Here is a 20,139-nt window from a genome sequence, read left to right as displayed (position 1 = left end):
CGGGCGGCGGGCGGCGGGCGGCAGGCGGCAGGCCGGACTGTTCTGGGCCTGGACCTGGCCTGGACTGGACTGGACGGGCCTGGACTGGGCCTGGGCCTGGACTGGCCGGCCCTGGACCTGGACTGGCCGGCCCTGGGCCTGGACTGGCCGGCCCTGGGCCTGGACCTGGACTGGCCGGCCCTGGACCTGGACTGGCCGGGCCTGGACCTGGACTGGCCCGGGGCCCTGGGTTCGGGCTCGGGGTGGTGGGCTCGGCGGGTGGTGCGTTTGCTGGGCCAGTGCGGGTGGCAGACTGGTGGGGTGAGTGAAACCGAGCTGGTCCGCCTGAAGCCCCGCCGAATCCGCGTGGTCTGCTGGTCGGCGGCGGCTGCCCTGGTGGTGGTGTTCGGTCTGGTCGCCACGTCGCTGAGCGGCCCGACCGGCGACGGTTACGGCAGCTTCCAGCGCGGCGACCAGATCGCCATGATCGGCCTGGGCATCTTCGGTGCGCTGGGCTTCCTGCTGTTCACCCGTCCCCGGGTGGAGGCGGACGCGCGGGGCATCCGGGTTCGTAACGTCATCAGCTCGTACGAGCTGCCCTGGGAGGTTGTCCGGGGTGTCCGCTTCGACCGGGGTGCGCCGTGGGCCAGCCTGGAGCTGCACGATGACGACCTGCTGCCGATGGTCGCGTTGCAGGCCGCGGACAAGGAGTTGGCAGTCGACGGGGTCCGCGCGCTGCGTCGGCTGCACGAGGCTCACCAGGCCCGCCTCGCCGAACGCGCCGTCGGTCGCTGACCCCGGATCGGCGCACGACCGCGCCGATGACCGGGCCACACCGATGACCGGCCGACACCGATGACCGGGCCACACCGACGGCCGACCACGCCGACACGAGGCCGCAGGTCATGCCCGGTTTGGGGGTCGTCGGGGCGCCGGTGTAGTGTTATCGAGTCGACCAGGCTGTCTCCGCGTGCGAGCAGACAGCCTTGAAAGCGGAGCGCCTGCTCCCACCCGAGTCGCCGCTACGGTGGCCGGGTCCGGTCACCGGTTCCGGGCATGTCCCGGTGCCGGGTGCGCGATCCTTGTGATCGTGCTGACCGGTCGAGCGGGCCCTGGCATGCGCCGGGGCCTTCTGCTTTTCGGGTTGGTTCCCTCCCGGGAGCCGCAGGGGTCGGCGACAGAGCAGAAACGACTCGAGGAGGCCCCATCAGCGTCGAACCACGCGTGAACGAGCAGATCCGGGCACGTGAGGTCCGACTGGTCGGCCCAGAGGGTGAGCAGGTGGGCATCGTCCCGCTGGAGCGCGCTCTTCAGCTGGCCGCGGACGTCGATCTGGACCTGGTCGAGGTTGCGCCGATGGCGCGCCCGCCGGTGTGCAAGCTCATGGACTTCGGCAAGTTCAAGTACGAGAGCGCACTCAAGGCGCGCGAAGCGCGGCGTAATCAGCAGCAGACCGTCATCAAGGAAATGAAGCTTCGGCCGAAGATCGACCCGCACGACTACGAGACCAAGAAGGGTCACGTGGTGCGGTTCCTCAAGGCGGGCGACAAGGTCAAGGTGACGATCATGTTCCGCGGTCGCGAGCAGAGCCGCCCGGAGCTGGGTTACCGGCTCCTGCGCCGGCTCGAATCCGAGATCACGGAACTGGGATACGTCGAGGCCGCTCCGAAGCAGGACGGCCGAAACATGATCATGGTTCTCGCCCCGCATCGGGCCGTCAAGGCCTCCGCGGTCGCCGCTACGGCGTCTCGCGGCGGACCTCGGGACCGGGCAGCGGACGAGTCCGCCACTCCGGAAGCCGATGAGACCGCGGCGGTCAGCGAGACCGCAGCAGCCGGTGACACCGGCCTCGCCGCCGACACCAGCGGCGAGTAACAGGGGAGAAGACGTTCCACATGCCGAAGATGAAGAGCCACACGGGTATGGGTAAGCGGGTCAAGGTGACCGGCAAGGGCAAGATCGTTGCCCAGCAGGCCGGCCTCCGCCACAACCTGGAGAAGAAGCCCTCCACCCAGACCCGCCGGCTGACCGGCACGGTCGTGCTGGCCAAGGCCGACGTCAAGCGCATCAAGAAGCTGCTCGGCCGCTGACGCGCGCCACCTTACGTAATTAGGAGTTGAGATGGCACGCGTCAAGCGGGCTGTAAACGCCCAGAAGAAGCGTCGTACCCTGCTGGAGTCCGCGAGTGGTTACCGCGGTCAGCGCTCCCGCCTGTACCGCAAGGCCAAGGAGCAGGTGCTGCACTCGATGCAGTACGCCTACCGGGACCGTCGCGACCGCAAGGGCGACTTCCGGCAGCTGTGGATTCAGCGGATCAACGCGGGCGCCCGGGCCAACGGGATGACCTACAACCGTCTGATCCAGGGCCTGCGTCTGGCCGGCATCGAGGTCGACCGCAAGATCCTGGCCGACATGGCTGTCAACGACGCCGCCTCTTTCGCGGCGATCGTCGAGCTGGCCCGGGCCGCGGTCACGGCCGAGGGCACCGGCGGCGCGGCGGCTCAGGCCGCCTGATCCCCACGCACCAGAGCGAGGCGTCTCCCGTGTCGGCACCGCCGTCCGGGGGGCGCCTCAATCGTGCCGGAGGAGCGCACATCATGGCTTTCACCCCGCGTACCCCCAGGGTTGTCGCCGCCCGCCGCCTGCAACGCCGCCGGGACCGCGACGCCACCGGCCGTTTCCTGGCCGAGGGCCCGCAGGCGGTCCGCGAGGCCCTCGCGCGGCCGGGGGTGGTCACCGAACTGTTCGGTACGACCACAGCCCTCGACCGGTATCCGGAGTTGGCCGCCACGGCGGCCCGCGCCGACGTGCCGGTCTCCGAGGTGACCGACGAGGCCATCGCGGCGCTGGCCGAGACGGTCGCCCCGCAGGGGCTGGTGGCCGTCTGCCGGCACCTGGACGTGTCGCTGGAGCAGGCCCTCGCTGGCGGTCCCCGGCTGGTGGCGGTGCTCGCCGAGATCCGTGACCCGGGCAACGCCGGCACTGTCCTGCGCACCGCCGACGCGGCCGGCGCGGGTGCGGTGATCTTCGCCGGTGACGCCGTCGACCCGTACAACGGCAAGTGTGTGCGGGCCTCGGCCGGCAGCCTCTTCCACGTCGACGTGGTCCGCGCCCCAGACCCGGTCGCGGTGGTCGAGGCGCTGCGCGCCGCCGGGCTGTCGATCTTCGCCACCACCGGGTACGGCGACAGTGACCTGGACGACCTGACCGACTACGGTCGGCTCGTCGGGCCGACTGCCTGGTTGTTCGGTTCCGAGGCGCACGGCCTGTCCGAGGAGTTGACCGCCGCCGCCGACACCACGGTGCGGGTGCCGCTGTACGGGCGCGCGGAGAGCCTCAACCTGGCTGCCGCCGCCGCGGTCTGCCTGTACGCTTCAGCGAGAGCGCAGCGCTGAGGGTGATTGCCTCCGGCGCGACTGACAGCAGGGGAGAGCGTCCGTCCATGAACGCGACACGGCGTTCGTTTAGCCAGCCCGCCGGTGTCGGCGGGCGGCGGGCCTGACCTGCTCCCTGCGCAACTCCTACCGGCGGGCTGCGGCACAGCCGCGCGTCCGTAGACTCGCCTAGCCGCCCCGGTGAGGGCTGGCGCCGCCGTGAGGGAGTGCCCGTACGCCATGAGCTACCGCAACGATCCGTACGACCCGAAGCAGGTCGCCCTGCTCGACCCCGCCGCCCTGGACGAGGCCGTCGCGGACGCCACGAAGGCGTTCACCGCGGCCGCCGACCCGGACGCGCTGACCGCGCTGCGCTCGGTGCACCTGGGTGACCGGTCACCGGTCTCCCTCGCTCGCCGGGAGATCGGCGCGCTGCCGCCGGCCGCGAAGTCCGACGCCGGCAAGCGGGTCAACGAGGCCCGCCGGGCGATCGAGACCGCGTACGCCGACCGCGCCGAGGTGGTGGAGCGCGAGCAGGCCGAGCGGGTGCTGGTCGAGGAGCGGGTGGACGTCACCCTGCCCTACGACAGGCGTCCGCGTGGCGCCCGGCACCCGTTGAGCACCCTGATGGAGTCGATCAGCGACCTCTTCGTCGGGATGGGCTACGAGGTGGCCGAGGGGCCCGAGGTCGACCTGGAGTGGGTCAACTTCGACGCCTTGAACATCCCCGCCGACCACCCGGCACGCGGGTTGATGGACACCTTCCACATCGCACCGGAGGGCTCCGGCCTGGTGCTGCGTACGCACACCTCGACGGTGCAGACCCGCACGATGCTCAGCCGCAAGCCGCCGATCTACGTGATCGTGCCGGGTCGCGTCTACCGCACCGACGAGATCGACGCCACCCACAGCCCGGTGTTCCACCAGGCCGAGGGCCTGGTGGTCGACAAGGGCATCACGATGGCGCACCTGCGGGGCACGTTGGACCACTTCGCCCGGGCGATGTTCGGCCCGGAGGCGAAGACCCGGTGGCGGCCGCACTACTTCCCGTTCACCGAGCCGTCGGCGGAGTTCGACGTGTGGTTCCCGGAGCACCGTGACGGCCCGCAGTGGGTCGAGTGGGGTGGCTGCGGCATGGTCAACCCCCGGGTGCTGCGCGCCTGCGGCGTCGACCCGGAGGTCTACTCCGGATTCGCGTTCGGCATGGGCATCGACCGGACCCTGATGGTCCGGCACGGGGTCAGCGACATCCGCCATCTCTTCGAGGGCGACGTGCGGTTCAGCCGCGCGCTCGGGACCGGGGCGTAGGCGATGCGGGTACGAGACACGGGAACGGTGGTCTGAAGTCATGCGAGTTTCTGTCAGTTGGCTGCGGGAGTACGTCGACCTCCCCGCCGACCTGCCCACCGGTGACCTGGAGCAGGCCCTTGTCGACCTCGGCATCGAGGTCGAGTCCGCTGTGGACCTGGCCGAGACCGTCACCGGCCAGTTGGTCGTCGGTGAGGTCCGCGAGATCGAGGAGCTCACCGGCTTCAAGAAGCCGATCCGCTTCTGCCGGGTCGACGTGGGTGCCGCCAACGGCACCGGCGAGCCGCAGGAGATCGTCTGCGGTGCCCGTAACTTCGCCCCGGGTGACCGGGTGGTGGTGATCCTGCCCGGCGGTGTGCTGCCCGGCGGCTTCGCGATCGGCGCCCGCAAGACGTACGGGCACAACTCGGCGGGCATGATCTGCTCGGCCAAGGAGCTGGGCCTGGGCGACGACCACTCCGGCATCATCGTGCTGGGGCCGGACGTGACGGCCAAGCCGGGCGACGACGCGCGCCCGGTGGTCGGCCTCGACGACGTCGTCCTCGATCTGGAGATCACCCCCGACCGGGGGTACGCGCTGAGCCTGCGCGGCCTGGCCCGGGAGCTGTCGCACGCGTTCGACGTGCCGCTGCGCGACCCGGCCCGGGTGCCGGCCCCGGCGGGCACCGAGACGCCGGCGTACCCGGTGGAGGTCCGCGACACGGTCGGCTGTGACAGGTTCACGGCCCGCCTGGTCCGCGGGGTCGACCCGACCGCGCCCACCCCGTCCTGGATGCAGCAGCGGCTCGTCACCGCCGGCATCCGCAGCATCTCGTTGCCCGTCGACATCACCAACTACGTGATGTTGGAGCTGGGCCAGCCGATGCACGCCTTCGACGCCGACCGGATCGCCGGGCCGCTGGTGGTCCGTCGGGCCGAGGCGGGGGAGAAGCTGACCACCCTCGACGGGGTCAACCGGGTGCTCACCGCCGACGACATGGTGATCTGCGACGACACGGGCCCGATCTCCCTCGCCGCGGTGATGGGCGGCGAGACCAGTGAGGTCGTCGCGGGCACCACCACTGTGCTCTTCGAGGCGGCGCACTGGGACCCGGCGATGGTCGGGCGCACCGCCCGCCGGCACAAGCTGTTCAGCGAGGCCGCGAAGCGTTGGGAGCGGGGCGTCGACCCGGCTGTGGCGCTGGTCGCGCTGGAGCGTGCCGTGCGGCTGCTCACCGAGCACGGCGGGGGCACCCCGGGCGCGGAGATCCTGGACATCGACCACGTCCGGCCGCGTACCCCGATCAGTCTTCCGGCTGACCTGCCGACCCGGCGGGTCGGCGTCGAGTACCCGCCGGCGCGGGTGGTCGCCCTGCTGGAGCGGGTCGGCTGCACTGTCGCGCAGGGCGCGGACCGGTTGTCCGAGGATCCGGGCGCGGTCGGCGTGGCCAGCGGCGTCGGGGCGGTGCTGAGCGTCACCCCGCCGACCTGGCGGCCCGACCTGACCGACCCGGCCGACCTGGTCGAGGAGGTGGTCCGCCTCGACGGGTACGACAGGGTGCCGTCGGTGCTGCCGACCGCGCCCCCGGGGCGCGGTCTGACCCCGCGGCAGCGTCGCCGCCGGGCCGTCGCCGGGTCGCTGGCCGAGCGGGGGTACGTGGAGGTGCTCGCGCACCCGTTCGTGTCGCCGGAGCTGGCCGACCAGCTCGGCCTGCCGGCCGACGATTCGCGCCGGCCTGCGGTGCGACTGGCCAACCCACTGTCCGAGGAGGAGCCGTTGCTGCGCACCACGCTGCTCGGCCCGCTGCTCGGCATCCTCAAGCGCAACCTCGGCCGGGGTCACCGCGACCTGGCCCTCTACGAGATCGGTGCGGTCTTCCACCCGCGCGTCGGCGCCGGCAGCCCGCCGGCGATGGGCGTGGACCGACGCCCCACCGACGAGGAGTTCGCAGCCGCCGACGCGGTGGTGCCGGCGCAGCCGGTGCACGTCGCGGTGGTGCTCTCCGGCGACCTGGACCCGGCCGGCTGGTGGGGTCCGGGCCGACCGGCCGGCTGGGCGGACGCGATCGAGGCGGCCCGTGACGTGTTGGCCGCCGCCGGGATCCCCGACGAGCGGGTCGAGGTGCGCGCCGCCGAGTACGCCCCGTGGCACCCGGGTCGCTGCGCCGAGCTGCGGGTCGACGGCTCGGTCGTCGGACACGCCGGCGAGCTGCACCCGGTGGTGGTCGCGGCGTTGGAACTGCCCCGCCGCACCAGCGCGATGGAGCTGAACCTCGACACGCTGCCGCCGACCCCGGTCACGCCAGCGCCGACGGTCTCCGGCTTCCCGCCGGCGCTGATCGACGTGGCCCTGGTGGTGGACGAGTCGGTGCCGGCGGAGCAGGTGCGCCGGGCGCTGGAGGCGGGCGCCGGTGAGCTGCTGGAGGACGTGCGGCTGTTCGACGTGTATTCCGGCGCGCAGCTCGGCGCCGGCCGCCGGTCGCTGGCGTACAAGCTCACCTTCCGGGCACCGGACCGGACGCTCACCGTCGAGGAGGCGGTCGCGGCACGGGACGCGGCGGTCGCCGTCGCGGCGGAGCGCCTCGGCGCCACCCTGCGCGGCGCCTGACGCGACCCACGACGGCCCCGGTACCCGGCAGCGGGTAGCGGGGCCGTCGTCGTTTCGCCGTCGGCTGCGCCGTGTCGGGCTTCCGACAGGCCGCGCCGGCCCTCGTCGGCGGCGATGGCCCAGTGGTCGGGCCGTCGTGGCTGGCACCAGGCATCAGTCGCCGGTGGCATGCGTCGGCGTCGATGCGAAGTGGCCTTCGGGTGACCGGCCGGAGGCTCGGCGTCGACGTTGCCGACCATGTCACGAGCCTTTCCGAGGTCGATACGAATCGGTAGCCTTGCCTGGCGAAGGGGTGAGCGCCGACGCCTGTCGCAGGGCTTCAGGCAAGGAGCAGCGCATGATCGAGGCAATCGTCGCCGCGGCGCTCGTCAAGATCGCCGAGGGGTCCGGGGCAGCACTCGTCGACCTGATCCGGCGGCGGTTCGTCCGCAGCGACGAGCCGGCGGGGATGCTCGAATCCCTGGACCGGGTGGCGCAGGGCGACGTCTCAGCGGACGACATGGCGCGACTCCGTGTGCTCCTGACCCGGTGCGCGGCCGAGGATCCGGAGTTCCTGCGGGAGCTCCGGCAGGGGGCGACGTCGATCGGCAGCACGAACGTGGTGGCCTCCAGCAACGTGGGCAAGCTGGTGCAGGCCCAGCGCGTCGGCGACATCACGATGTAGCCGGAGGTGACCGACATGGAGCCCGCCTCCGGAAGCTCGTCGCACAACATGGCCGAGGGACTGTCGGCGCACCAGGTCCTCCAGGTGGGCTCCTCCGGCCCGATCTACGTCGAACAGCCGCGAGCGGCGGTGCGCGTCCCCGAGCCACCGCACATGCTCCCGGGCGGCATCGGGAGGATCGTCGGCAGGCACCACCTGCTGCACGAGATGGACGAGGCGATGACGACGCCGGGCTCGCGCTGCTGCATGGTGTGGGGTCTGGCCGGCTCGGGGAAGACCACCCTCGCTGTCGCCTGGGCCAGCTCGCGCATCGCCGAATACCCCGACGGGCAGTTCTTCGTCGACATGTGCGCGTACTCCGGCACACCGCGCATCGAGACCCGGGACGCCCTGCGCAGCTTCCTGGCCACGCTGGGGATCAACCGGTCCGACCTTCCGGACAACGAGGCGGAGTGGGGCGGTGTCTTCCGCGCCGTCACCGCCGGCCGGCGGTGCCTCGTGATCGTGGACAACGTGGGCTCGTACGAGCAGGTTCGCGACCTGGTGCCGGGCTTCGGGTCGGTGCTGGTGGTCACCAGCCGCCGGGCGATCCCGGAGATGAGCGTTCGTCACGACGCCCGGGTCATCAAACTTCCGTTGCTCACCCTCGACGAGGGGGTGGAGCTGATCGCCGAACGCGTCGGGTTCGTCCGCGTCGAACGGGAGCAGGCCGCCGCCCAACGCATCGTGCAGCTTCTGGAGGGGCATCCGTTGGCGCTGGCCATCGTCTCGGCGAAGCTCGCCATCCAGACCACCTGGACGATCGACGACGCCGCGAGGGGAATCGAGGAGGAACAGAGCCCACTTCGCTTCCTCGATGACGCCGGCCTGGGCATCGAGGTCGGTCGCGTCATCTCCTGGTCGCTCGACGACCTCGACGCGGCAACGACGAAGGTCCTCTACGTCGCGTCCATGCTGCCCAGCAACGAATGCTCGGTGGCGGTGCTCTGCCTCGTCCTCGACCAGCCACGGCGGGTGTGTGACCGCACTCTCCAATCCCTGTGCCTGGCATCCCTCATCGACGAGATCAGCCCCGGCCGTTACCGCTTCCACGACCTGATGAAGGCCTATCTCGCGGAGACGCTCGGGCAGGTACTGGACCCCGCCGAGCAGGAGCTGACCGCGCGCCGCATCCGCACCGTCTACCTGGCGTTGAGCTACGCCGCCGATCGCGCCATCGATCCACACCGGGACTCCCTGCCCGTGGACCAGGAGCTGCTGACTGTCGCCGGGTCGGCCAGCTTCACAGTGGCGCAGGCCCTCTCCTGGTTCGAGTCGATCACCGCGGCCATCACCTACCTCATCGAGCAGGCCCGGGCCGACGACGACTTCGCCTTCATCACCCGGTTCGCACGGGCACTCAACACGTTCCTCTACTGGCGTCAGGACGTCACGAGAACGCTGTCCGTCCAGCGGGAAGCCGTTGCCGCGGCGGCCGGCGGTGACCCGGCGATGGAGGCGCTGTCCCGACGCGCCCTGGGGCGTGCCTACGCGGACATCGGCCAGCTTGAGCCGGCGAAGGAGCAGTTGCGCGCCTCCATGGCGCTGGAGGCGGCGTCCGGCGACGATTCCGGTCGGGCGTCGTCGCATCACGCCATGGCCGAGCTCTGTCTCCGGTCGGGTGACTACCGGGACGCGCTGCGCTGGGGGCTGCGGGCGGCCCGGCAATCCAGGAACGGCAACAATGTCGTCCGCGAGGCCCGCGGGCTGTACGACGCGGCCCGAGCCCTGAACGAACTGGGCCACTGTTCCTGGGCCCGAGGGCTCGGCCTGCGCAGCCTCGCCATGTGCGAGGAGCGCGGCAACGACTACGGCCGGGCGCTGGCCCTGCGTCTGCTCGGCGCGAGCGGCCTCCGGTCGGGCGAGGTCGAGGAGGGCTGCACCTGGTTGGAGCGGGCCTGGCGGGTCGAGGAGTCCCTCGGCAACTTCCGTTCCGTCCGGACGATCCTGGACCAACTCGAACAGGCGTACGGTCAGTGCGGAAACGTCAGCGCCGTGGAAGAGGTCCGACGGGCGCTGGCCCGCCTGGAGCACTACCCGGATCTCACCCAGTCGACGTTGGTGGTCGGGAGTCCGGCGATATGAGTCCTCGGTACGCGCCGCTCGTCCCGGCTGACGAGCTGGCCAGCCCTGCGTCGTATCGGCAACTGCGGCGGGAGCGGGAAGCCACGAGGTTCCGACGCGAGATCGAGGCGATCGTCGACGGTGCGTGCCGGGCGGAGGCGGCCGCTCCGCTCCTCCGGGACACCTTCGCCTCGCTGAGCGGGAACCTCGCGGCCGAGGGTGCGCTCAGCTTCGCCGGGCTCGTCCCGCCCGAGCGTTTCGACCCCGCGCGGCGGGCGTACGACTCGGCGATCGACACCAGGGGCAGCCGTGGCTCGCTGCACAACTACCTGAACGTCGCGGACGCGGGCTCCCTGGTCGAGCATCCGGAATTCCGGGAGGCGTTCGCTCATCCGCTGCTGGTCGCGCTCGTCGCGCACGCCCTCGGCGGACCCGTGAAGATCATCGACTTGCGGGCGAAGGACACGCAGCCACTCGACGTCGTGGCGCGGGACAACACCCTGCACGTCGACAACAGCCCCTTCATGGACGAGTTCAAGGTGATCGTCACCTGGACGATGGGCACCGGTCGAGGGCCCTCGGGGCAGGGGCTCACCTACCTGCCCCGCACGAATCGGCTCCTGCGGCAGTGCTTCGTCGACGACGACGGCACCGCGTGGAGCGACGAGGACAGCTGCATCTTTCCCTCTCAGGCCCGGGTGGACGAGGCGCTCGCCGCCCAGGCCCGTTTCTTCGACGACGGCCGCCCGAGAGTCGTCCATCTTCAGGACATCGCGACGCCGTGTCACACGATCTTCGCCGCGAGTCGGCTGGTCCATCACCGGTACCGTACGTCCGCTGGCGGGTCACGCAGTGCGATCATGGCGGCGTTCCACCGGACCGACGAGGGCACCGGCTTCCTCGGCGCCGGGGACCTCTCGGGGTCGGCTCTCGACCGGTTCCTGTTGGCGACCGGGGACGGGCGTCCCTTCCTGGAGCTTCTCGCCGACGAGATGCCCCGGGTCGTCGCGGCGCTCGCGGCTGCCGCGTCCAGGCCCGGCTTCGTCGTCGACCCGGACCGTCATCTCCTGCGCGACGAGGGCTTTCGCGCCTGGTACGAGCGGCAGAGCGCGGGGGTTTCCCTCGACCGACTTCGCCGCGCCACGCTGGCCACGGCCGTCGACGACGACGCGCCCATCGCGCAGCGACTCGTTCTGCGTATTCAGTACGACCTGCAGGGCGCCCTCAACATGCCGCTCTACACCGACCTGCGGGAGGAGGTGCGCAAGCGGGCGCGGATCGTGATCCGGGAGATGGCGCCGGAGCACATCCGGGACATCGTCACGCGGTACGACCTCGCTGCGGTCCTGCGCGCGCAGTCAGCGCCACAGCGCCGGCCGGTCAGTGAACTCGCCGAGGAACTGCACGGCGTGCTGGTCGCTCTGCAGCGGCTCCTGTCGACGGCGGTCGCGTCCCGGCCCGCCGGCCCGATCTGGGGTTCGACCGACGGGAACGCGGCGGCGCTGTCCCTGCGGCGCTTCATCGTCGATCTGTGCGTCGCGGCCGCTGACGTCGCCGACGACGCGTCGCTGACCACCGGGTGTGTGTTCGGTGCCCTCGGCTCCGTGCTGGCCGACGACCTCTTCGACCTGGGCGCTGCGGGCCGCGAGATCACTGGCGAGTTGTTCGGGATGTACCTCCGGCTGGCGGCCTCCTCGCTGGGCGAACGCCCGACACACCCGGAGAAGGAGAAGCTGGACACCTACCTCGAATCCGTGAACGAGGAGAGGCAGACCGCCAAGCTGGCGTCCGAGGTCTGGTTCCAGGCCGCTTCCGCCGAGGTGACCGCGCGCAACGACGATTTCGTTCGCGCGTTGCTGCGGCGTGTGCTGCCGCCGGGGCGACCGTCGCCGGAGTCCGGCGATCTCGGCGCGCTGCTGGCGGATCCCGCCGCCCTCAGCGCGCACTACTGGAAGCGGGTGGTGACGGGGAAGCCGGTGGCGGTGCGCTTCGGCGCGGCCGACCTCGACACCCTCGACGGCTACTTCGGGCTGACGGCCGACCGGAGCCTGCCGGCCGCTGTCGTTCGGCTACGCGAGGAGACCACCCCGGGCTCGCCGGCCGAGCGCCTGCTCCGCGGCATCGAGCGGCTCGCGTCACGACGGGGTCAGTCCCACGCCGAGGCGTGCCGGGATGTCATGAGCCGCTTGTCGACGCACTGGCCGGACCTTGTTCACCTGTGTCGGGGTGGCCTGGACGCTCCACCGCTGCCGGCCGGCAGCGTCCTCTCGACGCTCCACGATGCGATCGGCGCCGTGGACGAGGAGGGCCGGCGTTCGCGCCGGTCGTCGTCGGGCGTCCCCTCGCCGCGCGCGGGGTCGGCCGAGGTGTTGTTGACGACCGCCGAGGCGCGCGAGTTGGCCCGCGTCTACATGCTCGCCCGGCTCTGCTTCAGCGCTGAGGAGTTCCGGGTCGCGCAGCTGCTGGCCGGCGATCCGCGTGTCCGGTACGCCGTCCTCGCCACCCATCTGTACCTGGTCGACGAGGTGTCGCGGTCGGCGTCGGAACTGGTCGAGGCCTGGGGCACGGCGAAGGTCCTGCTGCCCTTCACCGAGGCCTTCGTCAACGTCTCGGGCTATTCGTCGTCAGTCATCGATCTCGTGCCGAATCCGAAACTGATCACGGTCGTCGGCAACAACCTGTTGCCGGCCGTGGCCGGCGAGTTGCTCAGGCGGGACGCCACCGTCGACGAGTTGGATGCGGACATCCTCGCCGCGGGTGTCCAGGCCGCCGTGCGACGCGGCGTCTTCGACGTCACCATCGGCCTGTTCCACCAGACCGACCGGCGGGACGTGGTGTCCCTGTCCGGCCTCAGCCGGCGGGTCTGTCCCGCGGTCCGGCCGTTCGGCGCGTTCTGTCAGCGTTGGCTGCCGTACTTCTTCGACAGCCATCCCAGCGCTCCAACCGGTCGTACGTTCATGCAGTACTCCACATAAAATTGCAGTCACCACGTAGTGCTGCTAGCCTTCGCTGCATAGTCATGCGGAGGTGAGTATGGGGATCCGAGTCGCGGTCGCTGGAGCGAGCGGGTACGCCGGGGGTGAACTCCTGCGCCTGATCGCCGGGCACCCGGAGTTCGACCTTGTCGCCGCCACCGCACACAGCCAGGCCGGGCACCGCGTCGACGTGGTGCACCCGCAGCTCACCGGGCTCGACCTGGTGCTCGGCGAGACCGATCCGACGATCCTGGCCGACGCGGACCTGGTCTTCCTTGCCCTGCCGCACGGCCAGTCGGCGGCTCTCGCGGCCCAGCTTCCGGCCGAGGTGCGGATCGTCGACCTGGGCGCCGACCACCGGCTGGCCGACCCGTACGCCTGGGCGCAGTACTACGGCGGCACGCACGCCGGCCAGTGGACCTACGGCCTGCCCGAGTTGCCCGGCCAGCGGGAGCTGATCGCCGGCTCCACCCGGGTGGCGAACACCGGCTGCTACGCCGCCGCGATCACCCTGGCGCTCGCGCCGCTGATCGCCGACGGCGCGGCCAACCCCGCCGACGTGGTGGTGGTCGCCGCCTCCGGCACCTCCGGCGCCGGCCGGGCGGCCAAGCCGCACCTGTTGGCCAGCGAGGTGATGGGCGACATGTCGCCGTACCGGGTGGGCACCCACCAGCACGTCCCGGAGATCAAGCAGGCCACCGGCGCGACCGGCCTGTCGTTCACCCCGGTCTTGGCACCGATGCCGCGCGGCATCCTGGCCACCGTCACCGCGGTGCCGGCGCGCGGCGTCGACCCGCAGGAGGTGCTGGCCCGGGCGTACGCGGACGCGCCGTTCGTGCACGTGCTGCCGGAGGGCCGCTGGCCGCACACCGCCGCCACCCTGGGCTCCAACTCGTGTCACCTTCAGGCCACCGTCGACGTCGACTCGGGTCGTCTGATCGTGCTCAGCGCGTTGGACAACCTGGGCAAGGGCGCGGCCGGTCAGGCCGTACAGAACGCCAACCTGATGCTCGGCCTGCCGGAGACGACGGGCCTGTCGATGTGGGGCGTCACCCCGTGAGTGTCACCACCCCTCGGGGGTTCCGGGCGGCCGGTGTGGCCGCCGGCCTCAAGACCAGCGGCGGCGCGGACGTGGCCCTGGTGGTCAACGACGGCCCGGACGCCGGTGTGGCCGGTGTCTTCACCACCAACCGGGTCAAGGCCGCGCCGGTGCTCTGGACCCGGCAGGTGGTGCAGGGCGGTGTGGTCCGCGCCGTGGTGCTCAACTCCGGTGGTGCCAACGCCTGCACCGGTCCGGCCGGCTTCCAGGACACGCACGCCACCGCCGAGCACACCGCCGCCGCGCTGACAGCGGTCAGCCCACGGTTGATCCTCGGCGCCGGTGAGGTCGCCGTCTGCTCGACCGGCCTGATCGGTGAGCGGCTGCCGATGCCGAAGCTGCTGCCGGGCGTCCGCTCGGCGATCCGTGGGCTGTCCCGCGACGGTGGCCCGGCCGCCGCCGAGGCGATCATGACCACGGACACCCGGCCGAAGACCACTGTGACCCGGGGGAGCGGCTGGACGGTCGGCGGTATGGCCAAGGGCGCCGGGATGCTCGCGCCCGGGATGGCCACCATGCTCTGCGTGTTGACCACCGACGCGGTGGCCGGGCCGGCGACGCTGGACGAGGCGTTGCGGGCGGCCACCCGGGTCAGCTTCGAGCGGGTCGACTCCGACGGTTGCATGTCCACGAACGACACCGTGCTGCTGCTGGCCAGCGGCGCGAGCGGCATCGAGCCGACGCCGGCCGAGCTGGCCGCCGCTGTCACCGCGGCCTGTCACGACCTGGCCCAGCAGTTGGTGGCCGACGCCGAGGGCGCCACCAAGCAGATCGCCATCGACGTGGTCGGCGCGGCGGACGAGGACGAGGCGGTCGAGGTGGGCCGCACGGTGGCCCGCAACAACCTGGTCAAGACGGCGTTGTTCGGCAACGACCCCAACTGGGGTCGGATCCTGGCCGCCGTCGGCACCACCGCCGCCGCGTTCGAGCCGGACGAGGTCGACGTGGCGGTCAACGGGGTGTGGGTGTGCCGCCGCGGCGCCGCCGCCGAGGACCGCTCCAAGGTCGACCTGACCGGGCGGGACGTGACCATCCGGATCGACCTGCACGCTGGTACGTCGGCCGCCACGATCTGGACCAACGACCTGTCCCACGCGTACGTGCACGAGAACTCGGCGTACTCGACGTGAGCGCGAGGAACGCAGCGCAGCGGAGTCGGGCAGTCGCGAACGAAAGGCCGGCACTGTGAGTCTCAGCAGCGATCTGGCTCGCGCGCAGGTGAAGGCGGAGACGTTGATCGAGGCGTTGCCCTGGTTGGCACGCTTCAGCGGCTCGACGGTGGTGGTCAAGTACGGCGGCAACGCGATGACCGACCCGGAGTTGCAGCGGGCGTTCGCTGCCGACATGGTCTTCCTGCGCTACGCCGGCCTGAAGCCCGTGGTGGTGCACGGCGGCGGTCCGCAGATCTCCGCCATGCTGGGTCGCCTCGGCATCGCCAGCGAGTTCCGCGGTGGTCTGCGGGTGACCACCGCCGAGGCGATGGACGTGGTCCGGATGGTGCTCGTCGGTCAGGTGGGCCGGGAGCTGGTCGGTTTGATCAACTCGCACGGTCCGTACGCCGTCGGCCTCTCCGGCGAGGACGCCCGGCTGTTCACAGCGGTGCGGCGTCCGGCGTACGTGGACGGGGTGCCGGTCGACGTGGGTCAGGTCGGGGACGTCGAGTCGGTCGACGTGTCAGCGGTGACCGACCTGATCGAGGCCGGCCGGATCCCGGTGATCTCCACTGTGGCGCCGGACGTGGAGGGTGTGCTGCACAACCTCAACGCGGACACCGCCGCCGCGGCGCTGGCCATCGCGTTGCGGGCCCGCAAGCTGGTAGTGCTCACCGACGTGGCCGGCCTGTACGCGGACTGGCCGGACACCACCAGCCTGGTCTCCGAGATCGCCGCGGACGACCTGGCCAAGCTGCTGCCCAGCCTGGAGTCGGGGATGGTGCCGAAGATGGAGGCATGCCTTCGGGCGGTGCGTGGGGGAGTGCCCGCCGCGCACGTCGTCGACGGCCGGGTGGCGCATTCCACGTTGCTTGAGGTGTTCACCTCGGAAGGGTTCGGAACGATGGTGGTGCCGGGAGACGGGACGGACGCGACATGAGCACGTTGGCGCAGCGGTGGAAGCACTCCATGATGGACAACTACGGCACGCCGCCGATGGCGTTGGTCTCCGGTCACGGCGCCGTCGTGGTCGACGACGCCGGCCGGGAGTACCTGGACCTGGTGGGTGGCATCGCGGTCAACGCCCTCGGTCACGCCCACCCGGCGGTGGTGGCGGCGGTGTCGAAGCAGGTAGCGACCCTTGGACACGTCTCCAACCTCTATGTGGCCGAGCCTCCGGTCGCCCTCGCCGAGCTGCTGTTGGCGCTCGCCGGCCGCCCGGGCCGGGTATTCTTCGCCAACTCGGGCGCGGAGGCGAACGAGGCGGCGTTCAAGCTTTCCCGGCGTACCGGCCGCACCCACGTGGTGGCCACCAGGGGCGGCTTCCACGGCCGCACCATGGGCGCCCTCGCGCTGACCGGCCAACCGGCCAAGGCCGACCCGTTCCGGCCGCTGCCCGGTGAGGTGACCCACGTCGACTACGGCGATGTCGCCGCCCTCGACGCGGCCGTCTCCGAGGCCACCGCCATGGTGATCCTGGAACCCGTCCAGGGTGAGAACGGTGTCCTGGTCCCGCCGGCCGGCTACCTCGCCGCGGCCCGACGGATCACCGCCAGGCACGGCGCGCTGCTGGTCCTCGACGAGGTGCAGACCGGCGTCGGGCGTACCGGGCACTGGTTCGCGCACCAGGCCGAGGGTGTGGAGCCGGACGTGGTCACCCTGGCCAAGGGGCTGGGTGGTGGGCTGCCCATCGGTGCGACGCTGGCCTTCGGTCCCGCCGCGGACCTGCTCACGCCCGGTTCGCACGGCACGACGTTCGGCGGCAACCCGGTCAGTTGCGCGGCGGCGCTCGCCGTGGTGGCGACCATCGCCAACGAGGGCCTGCTCGACAACGTCAAGCGGGTCGGCGAGCGGTTGCGCCACGGTATCGAGGCGCTGGGCCACCCGCTGATCGCCGAGGTACGCGGGTCCGGGCTGCTGCTCGGTGTGGCGCTCACCGCGCCGGTGTCGTCGGTGCTGGCCGAGGCGCTGCGGGAAGCCGGCTTCCTGGTCAACCCGGTGCAGCCGGGTGTGGTCCGGTTGGCTCCGCCGCTGATCCTCACCGCCGCCCAGGCGGACACCTTCCTTGCCGCGCTGCCGGCCGCACTGGACGCGACCGCCCCGGCCGCTGCCGGCGCGCAGATCGCACCAGCCACAGTGACCACCACGACGGGGACGACTCGATGACCCGGCACTTCCTGCGCGACGACGACCTTTCGCCGGCCGAACAGTCAGCGGTCCTCGACCTGGCGGCGCTGATGAAGGCGGACCGGTTCGGCCACCGGCCGTTGGTCGGGCCCCGCTCGGTGGCGGTGCTCTTCGACAAGCAGAGCCTGCGGACCAGGATCTCGTTCGACGCGGGGATCGCCGAGCTGGGCGGGCACCCCCTGGTGGTGGACACCCAGGTCACCCACTTCGGTCGCGGTGAGTCGCTCGCCGACGCGGGGCGGGTGCTGTCCCGCTACGTCGCGGCGATCGTGCTGCGGACCCACGGTGACGAGCGGATCGCCGAGGTGGCGGCGGGCGCGACGGTGCCGGTGGTCAACGCGCTCACCGACGGTTTCCACCCGTGCCAGCTGCTGGCCGACCTGCTCACCATCCGGGAGCGGTGCGGTGGCACGGCCGGCCGCACCCTGGCGTACGTGGGGGACGGCGCGAACAACATGGCGCAGTCGTACCTGCTGGCCGGGGCGACCGCCGGGATGCACGTGCGGATCGCCGGCCCGGCCGGGTTCGCGCCGGACACGGCAGTGGTGGAACGGGCCGCCCAGATCGCCGCGCGGACCGGCGGGTCGGTGCGGGTGCTGACCGACCCGACCCAGGCGGTACGCGACGCCGACGTGCTGGCCACCGACACCTGGACGTCGATGGGGCAGGAGTCCGACGGGTTGGACCGGATCACCCCGTTCCTGCCGTACCAGGTCAACAAGGAGCTGCTCGGTCAGGCCGCACCGGACGCGATAGTGCTGCACTGCCTGCCCGCGCACCGTGGTGAGGAAATCACCGACGAGGTGCTCGACGGCCCGCAGAGCGCGGTCTTCGACCAGGCGGAGAACCGGCTGCACGCGCAGAAGGCGCTGCTGACGTTCCTGCTGGGAACCGGCACGGGAGGCCAGGCGACCGGCGATGCCGTCACCGGAGGGCAGCGATGACAGCGCCGCTGACTCGCGCGGCCCGGCACGCCCGGATCGTGGAGCTGATCCGTGACCGGTCGATCCGGTCGCAGACCGAGCTGGCCGACCTGCTCGCCGCCGACGGGGTCGGCGTCACCCAGGCCACCCTCTCGCGGGACCTGGAGGAGTTGGGCGCGGTCAAGGTGCGCGGCGGCGACGGTCCGGCCGTCTACCTGATCCCCGAGGACGGGCAGCGACCGTTGCGCGACGCCGAGGCCGCGCCGGCCAGGCTGGTACGGCTGCTGCGTGAACTGCTCAACGGGGTCGACTCCAGCGGCAACATCGCCGTGCTGCGGACACCGCCGGGTGCGGCCCAGTACCTGGCGAGCGCGTTGGACCGGGCAGGCCTGCCCGAGATCGTCGGCACCATCGCCGGCGACGACACCATCCTCGTGGTGGCCCGTGAGGCCGTCGGCGGGGCGGCACTCGGAGACAAGCTCGCCGGCTGGGCCCGCCGGGAAGACACCGCTGAAGGGAACATCACGTCATGACCGAGCGGGTCGTGCTCGCGTACTCCGGCGGGTTGGACACCTCCGTCGCCATTCCGTACCTGTCCGAGCAGACCGGCGCCGAGGTGATCGCTGTCGCTGTCGACGTCGGGCAGGGCGGTGAGGATCTCGACGCCATTCGGCAGCGTGCCCTGGACTGCGGCGCCGCCGAGTCCGAGGTGGTGGACGCGCGCGACGAGTTCGCCGCCGAGTACTGCCTGCCGGCGATCCGGGCCAACGCGCTCTACATGGACCGCTACCCCCTGGTGTCGGCGCTGTCCCGGCCGCTGATCGTCAAGCACCTGGTGGCGGCGGCACGCAAGCACCGCGGCACGATCGTGTCGCACGGCTGTACCGGCAAGGGCAACGACCAGGTCCGGTTCGAGGTGGGCCTGAACGCGCTCGCCCCCGACCTGAAGATCATCGCGCCGGCCCGGGACTTCGCCTGGACCAGGGACAAGGCGATCGCCTTCGCCGAGGAGAAGGGGCTGCCGATCGACGTGTCGGCCAGGTCGCCGTACTCGGTCGACCAGAACCTGTGGGGTCGCGCGGTGGAGACCGGCTTCCTGGAGGACATCTGGAACGCCCCGGTCGAGGGCCTCTACTCGTACACCTCCGACCCGACCCAGGAGCGCGACCCCGACGAGGTCGTGATCACCTTCGACGGCGGCGTGCCGGTGGCGATCGACGGTGAGACGGTCACCCCGTACCAGGCGATCCTGGAGCTCAACCGGCGCGCCGGCGCGCAGGGCGTGGGCCGGCTCGACATGGTCGAGGACCGCCTGGTCGGCATCAAGAGCCGAGAGGTGTACGAGGCGCCCGGCGCGATCGCGCTGATCACGGCCCACCAGGAGTTGGAGGCGGTGACCGTCGAGCGGGACCTGGCCCGGTTCAAGAGGGGCGTCGACCAGCGCTGGGGCGAACTCGTCTACGACGGGCTGTGGTTCTCGCCGCTGAAGGCGTCGCTGGACGCGTTCATCGACGACGCGCAGCGGCACGTGAGCGGCGAGGTGCGGGTGATCCTGCACGGCGGCCGGGCCACTGTGACCGGCCGGCGCTCCGAGGCGAGCCTCTACGACTTTCAGATGGCCACCTACGACACCGGCGACACCTTCGACCAGTCCCTGGCCAAGGGCTTCGTGCAGCTGTGGGGGCTGCCGAGCCGGATGGCCGCCGCTCGGGACGCCCGGCTGGGCGGTGGCGGCCAGTGACATGTGTGAGCGCGGAGACTGAGCAGGCGCGGCAAGCGGGCCCCGCAG

General features: G+C 71.7%; 17 protein-coding genes. All 17 read left to right on the top strand.

Annotated elements, in window-relative coordinates; genetic code table 11:
* Positions 1-300 precede the first annotated feature (300 nt).
* The 17 genes from MED01_RS25640 (at position 301) to MED01_RS25560 (ending at position 20,091) form a co-directional block, all read left to right on the top strand.
* Positions 301-774 (top strand): PH domain-containing protein, encoded by a 474-nt coding sequence (locus tag MED01_RS25640; protein ID WP_181539405.1) that lies wholly within the window; start codon positions 301-303, stop codon positions 772-774.
* Positions 775-1,203: 429 nt separating this feature from the next.
* A complete protein-coding gene (gene infC / locus MED01_RS25635) occupies positions 1,204-1,854 on the top strand; it encodes a translation initiation factor IF-3 (protein WP_091401946.1) in 651 nt (216 codons plus the stop codon).
* 20 nt (positions 1,855-1,874) lie between these two features.
* Entirely contained in the window at positions 1,875-2,069 is a 195-nt protein-coding gene (gene rpmI / locus MED01_RS25630) for a 50S ribosomal protein L35 (RefSeq protein ID WP_007458415.1), read from the top strand.
* Between the two features lie 31 nt (positions 2,070-2,100).
* Positions 2,101-2,493 carry a 50S ribosomal protein L20 gene (gene rplT, locus MED01_RS25625; protein ID WP_030488429.1) on the top strand — a complete coding sequence of 131 codons (393 nt, stop codon included), beginning with the start codon at positions 2,101-2,103 and terminating at the stop codon, positions 2,491-2,493.
* Positions 2,494-2,576: 83 nt separating this feature from the next.
* Complete coding sequence (locus MED01_RS25620; protein WP_274526260.1) at positions 2,577-3,374, top strand: TrmH family RNA methyltransferase; 798 nt, start codon at positions 2,577-2,579, stop codon at positions 3,372-3,374.
* Positions 3,375-3,593: 219 nt separating this feature from the next.
* Positions 3,594-4,661 carry a phenylalanine--tRNA ligase subunit alpha gene (gene pheS / locus MED01_RS25615; RefSeq protein ID WP_238671109.1) on the top strand — a complete coding sequence of 356 codons (1,068 nt, stop codon included), beginning with the start codon at positions 3,594-3,596 and terminating at the stop codon, positions 4,659-4,661.
* A gap of 40 nt (positions 4,662-4,701) precedes the next feature.
* On the top strand, positions 4,702-7,248 hold the full coding sequence (pheT, locus tag MED01_RS25610) for a phenylalanine--tRNA ligase subunit beta (RefSeq protein WP_238671108.1): 2,547 nt from the start codon (positions 4,702-4,704) through the stop codon (positions 7,246-7,248).
* 337 nt (positions 7,249-7,585) lie between these two features.
* Positions 7,586-7,912: a hypothetical protein gene (locus tag MED01_RS25605; RefSeq protein WP_238671107.1), complete on the top strand. Its 327-nt coding sequence runs from the start codon at positions 7,586-7,588 to the stop codon at positions 7,910-7,912.
* Positions 7,913-7,927: 15 nt separating this feature from the next.
* Positions 7,928-10,036, top strand: a complete 2,109-nt coding sequence (locus MED01_RS25600) for a tetratricopeptide repeat protein (protein ID WP_238671106.1) — start codon at positions 7,928-7,930, stop codon at positions 10,034-10,036.
* Entirely contained in the window at positions 10,033-12,990 is a 2,958-nt protein-coding gene (locus tag MED01_RS25595; protein ID WP_238671105.1) for a hypothetical protein, read from the top strand. The genes MED01_RS25600 and MED01_RS25595 overlap by 4 nt, the downstream gene beginning before the upstream one ends.
* A gap of 58 nt (positions 12,991-13,048) precedes the next feature.
* Positions 13,049-14,050, top strand: coding sequence for an N-acetyl-gamma-glutamyl-phosphate reductase (gene argC / locus MED01_RS25590; protein ID WP_238671104.1), 1,002 nt, complete (start codon positions 13,049-13,051; stop codon positions 14,048-14,050).
* Positions 14,047-15,219 (top strand): bifunctional glutamate N-acetyltransferase/amino-acid acetyltransferase ArgJ, encoded by a 1,173-nt coding sequence (gene argJ, locus MED01_RS25585; RefSeq protein WP_238671103.1) that lies wholly within the window; start codon positions 14,047-14,049, stop codon positions 15,217-15,219. Before argC ends, argJ begins: the two co-directional genes overlap by 4 nt.
* A 55-nt stretch (positions 15,220-15,274) precedes the next feature.
* Positions 15,275-16,180 carry an acetylglutamate kinase gene (gene argB, locus MED01_RS25580; protein ID WP_238671102.1) on the top strand — a complete coding sequence of 302 codons (906 nt, stop codon included), beginning with the start codon at positions 15,275-15,277 and terminating at the stop codon, positions 16,178-16,180.
* Positions 16,177-17,406: an acetylornithine transaminase gene (locus MED01_RS25575; protein WP_238671101.1), complete on the top strand. Its 1,230-nt coding sequence runs from the start codon at positions 16,177-16,179 to the stop codon at positions 17,404-17,406. Before argB ends, MED01_RS25575 begins: the two co-directional genes overlap by 4 nt.
* Positions 17,403-18,371 carry an ornithine carbamoyltransferase gene (argF, locus tag MED01_RS25570; RefSeq protein ID WP_238671100.1) on the top strand — a complete coding sequence of 323 codons (969 nt, stop codon included), beginning with the start codon at positions 17,403-17,405 and terminating at the stop codon, positions 18,369-18,371. Before MED01_RS25575 ends, argF begins: the two co-directional genes overlap by 4 nt.
* On the top strand, positions 18,368-18,883 hold the full coding sequence (locus tag MED01_RS25565; protein ID WP_238671099.1) for an arginine repressor: 516 nt from the start codon (positions 18,368-18,370) through the stop codon (positions 18,881-18,883). The genes argF and MED01_RS25565 overlap by 4 nt, the downstream gene beginning before the upstream one ends.
* On the top strand, positions 18,880-20,091 hold the full coding sequence (locus MED01_RS25560; protein ID WP_238671098.1) for an argininosuccinate synthase: 1,212 nt from the start codon (positions 18,880-18,882) through the stop codon (positions 20,089-20,091). Before MED01_RS25565 ends, MED01_RS25560 begins: the two co-directional genes overlap by 4 nt.
* Positions 20,092-20,139 lie beyond the last annotated feature (48 nt).

Source organism: Micromonospora alfalfae (assembly GCF_022230925.1).
Taxonomy (GTDB): domain Bacteria; phylum Actinomycetota; class Actinomycetes; order Mycobacteriales; family Micromonosporaceae; genus Micromonospora; species Micromonospora alfalfae.
Note: the sequence above shows the minus strand (reverse complement) of the source record. Positions and strands in the feature narration are given on the sequence as shown.

Coding starts and splice junctions, on each gene's coding strand:
- rpmI (WP_007458415.1), top strand. CDS start 1,875: ATGCCGAAGATGAAGAGCCACACGGGTATGGGTAAGCGGGTCAAGGTG.
- rplT (WP_030488429.1), top strand. CDS start 2,101: ATGGCACGCGTCAAGCGGGCTGTAAACGCCCAGAAGAAGCGTCGTACC.
- MED01_RS25620 (WP_274526260.1), top strand. CDS start 2,577: ATGGCTTTCACCCCGCGTACCCCCAGGGTTGTCGCCGCCCGCCGCCTG.
- pheS (WP_238671109.1), top strand. CDS start 3,594: ATGAGCTACCGCAACGATCCGTACGACCCGAAGCAGGTCGCCCTGCTC.
- pheT (WP_238671108.1), top strand. CDS start 4,702: ATGCGAGTTTCTGTCAGTTGGCTGCGGGAGTACGTCGACCTCCCCGCC.
- MED01_RS25605 (WP_238671107.1), top strand. CDS start 7,586: ATGATCGAGGCAATCGTCGCCGCGGCGCTCGTCAAGATCGCCGAGGGG.
- MED01_RS25600 (WP_238671106.1), top strand. CDS start 7,928: ATGGAGCCCGCCTCCGGAAGCTCGTCGCACAACATGGCCGAGGGACTG.
- MED01_RS25595 (WP_238671105.1), top strand. CDS start 10,033: ATGAGTCCTCGGTACGCGCCGCTCGTCCCGGCTGACGAGCTGGCCAGC.
- argC (WP_238671104.1), top strand. CDS start 13,049: ATGGGGATCCGAGTCGCGGTCGCTGGAGCGAGCGGGTACGCCGGGGGT.
- MED01_RS25575 (WP_238671101.1), top strand. CDS start 16,177: ATGAGCACGTTGGCGCAGCGGTGGAAGCACTCCATGATGGACAACTAC.
- argF (WP_238671100.1), top strand. CDS start 17,403: ATGACCCGGCACTTCCTGCGCGACGACGACCTTTCGCCGGCCGAACAG.
- MED01_RS25565 (WP_238671099.1), top strand. CDS start 18,368: ATGACAGCGCCGCTGACTCGCGCGGCCCGGCACGCCCGGATCGTGGAG.
- MED01_RS25560 (WP_238671098.1), top strand. CDS start 18,880: ATGACCGAGCGGGTCGTGCTCGCGTACTCCGGCGGGTTGGACACCTCC.